This is a genomic window from Streptomyces sp. NPDC054840 (assembly GCF_053611065.1).
The window spans coordinates 1-2,076 of the sequence record NZ_JBSGZP010000969.1 but is presented as its reverse complement, the minus strand read 5'-3'; the positions used below and the strand labels follow the sequence as shown (position 1 = coordinate 2,076).

At 75.5% G+C, this 2,076-nt stretch carries 2 protein-coding genes; both read right to left on the bottom strand.

Annotated features, from left to right (window positions below; translation table 11 throughout):
• The coding region (locus ACWGIU_RS36515) for an ABC transporter ATP-binding protein (RefSeq protein WP_453712375.1) at positions 1-882 on the bottom strand (882 nt) is incomplete at its 3' end.
• Positions 879-2,039, bottom strand: a complete 1,161-nt coding sequence (locus ACWGIU_RS36510) for an energy-coupling factor transporter transmembrane component T (RefSeq protein ID WP_453712376.1) — start codon at positions 2,037-2,039, stop codon at positions 879-881. The genes ACWGIU_RS36515 and ACWGIU_RS36510, both read right to left, overlap by 4 nt.
• Between the last annotated feature and the right edge of the window lie 37 nt (positions 2,040-2,076).

The window sequence follows — 2,076 nt, the reverse complement described above, 5'->3', positions numbered from 1 at the left end:
GGCTGAATTTGCCGAGGCTGCAGCTTCCGTCCCCGCCGGCGTTCGAGGAGCGGCCGGGCCCGTCGCAGGTGACAGGCGAGCCCGGAGCGGAGCGGCCCGGCGGCGGGCGTCGCGGACCGAGAGGGGGAGCGGGGACCAGCCCGCGAGGCGGCCCAGGGAGACCACCGGCGGGTGGACCGGGGAGACGGCCATGATCTCCGCCGGGGTGCCGATGACCGGGGCCGCGCCCGGCGACGGGAGGAGCAGGACCTGGTCGGCGTACTGGACGACCCGCTCCAGCCGGTGCTCCGCCATCAGCACCGTCGTGCCCAGGTCGTGCACCAGGCGTTGCAGGACCGCGAGGACCTCCTCGGCCGCCGCCGGATCCAGCGCGGACGTCGGTTCGTCCAGCACCAGCACCTTGGGGTGCGGGGTGAGGACCGAGCCGATCGCGACCCGCTGCTGCTGGCCGCCGGACAGCGTCGCGATCGGCCGGTCGCGCAGCTCGTTCAGACCCAGCAGGTCCAGGGTCTCCTCCACCCGGCGACGCATCACCGCAGGTGGCAGGCCCAGGGACTCCATGCCGTAGGCCAGCTCGTCCTCGACCGTGTCCGTCACGAAGTGCGCGAGGGGGTCCTGGCCGACCGTGCCGACCACGTCCGCGAGCTCACGCGGCTTGTGGGTGCGCGTGTCCCGGCCGGCGACCGTGACCCGGCCCCGCAGGGTGCCGCCCGTGAAGTGCGGGACCAGCCCGGAGACCGCCCCCAGCAGGGTGGACTTGCCGACGCCCGACGGGCCGATCAGCAGCGTCAGCTGCCCCTCGGGGATCACCAGGTCGACGCCCTGCAGGGAGGGGCCGGGCGCGCCCTCGTAGGTGACCGACACCTGCTCGAAGCGGATCACTGCGACGCCTCCTTGGGCGGTACGGGTGCCACGAAGGCGGGCAGCAGGCCGATCAGGATCGCGGCCGCCGGCCACAGCGGGAGCGTGGGGGCCGTCAGCGGGACCACGCCCGGGTGCAGAGCGGCGGGGTCGACGGAACCGGCGTGGATCAGCAGGGCGGCGACGGCCGCGCCCGAACCGGCGACCAGCCAGGCGCGCGCACCCCAGCGGTCGGGCCGGTAGCGGGTCCGCACCGAACGGCGGCCGCCGAGACGCAGGCCCGCGACCGCCAGAGCGGCGCCGACGCCGAGCACGGGGAGCCCGTACGCGGCACCCTGCGCGGCGAGCAGTCCGTACGTGCCGGCGCACATGCCGAGGAGCCCGCCGAGGGTGAGGGCGTTGGTGGTGTGGCGGACGGCGGGCGGGACCTCGGCGGTGCGGCCGTAGCCGCGGGCGTCCATCGAGGCGGCGATCGCGACGGAGCGTTCCAGGGCGCCCTCCAGGACCGGCAGGCCGATCTGGAGGATCGCCTTCACCCCGCCGGTGGGGCGGCCGCGCAGCCGTCGGGCGGTCCGCAGGCGGACGACGTCGGCGACCATGTTCGGCGCGAAGGTCATGGCGACGACGACGGCCACCCCGGCCTCGTACAGGGCGGCCGGGAGTGACTTCAGCAGCCGCGCCGGATTGGCGAGGGCGTTCGCGGCGCCGACGCACACCAGGAGCGCGGCCAGCTTCAGGCCGTCGTAGAGGGCGAAGGCGAGCTGCTCGGCGGTGACGCGGCCGCCGAAACGGATGCCCTGGGCCCAGTCCGGGAGCGGGATCTCCGGAAGGGTGAAGAGGGTGTGCGAGCCGGGGACGGGGGAGCCGAGGAGCATGGAGAAGAGCAGGCGCAGGCCGATGACGAAGAGGCCGAGCTTGAGGAAGGCGCCGTAGGAACGGGCCCAGGGCGCGTCGGTGCGGCGGGCCGCGACCACATATCCGGCGACGCCGATGATCAGCCCGAGCAGGAGCGGGTTGGTGGTGCGGGAGGCGGCGGTGGCGAGGCCGAGGGCCCACAGCCACCAGGCCCCCGCGTGCAGGGCGGTGGCCCGAGCGGCCTGCGGGGGCTTCCACCTTTCGTACGTCGGCCGGTGCGGGGGATCCTGCGCCCCGGCCGGGCTCCGCCGGGCCGGTGGCACGCCTTCGGGTGCGGCTCCGGTGGGGGTGTGCCTTCCC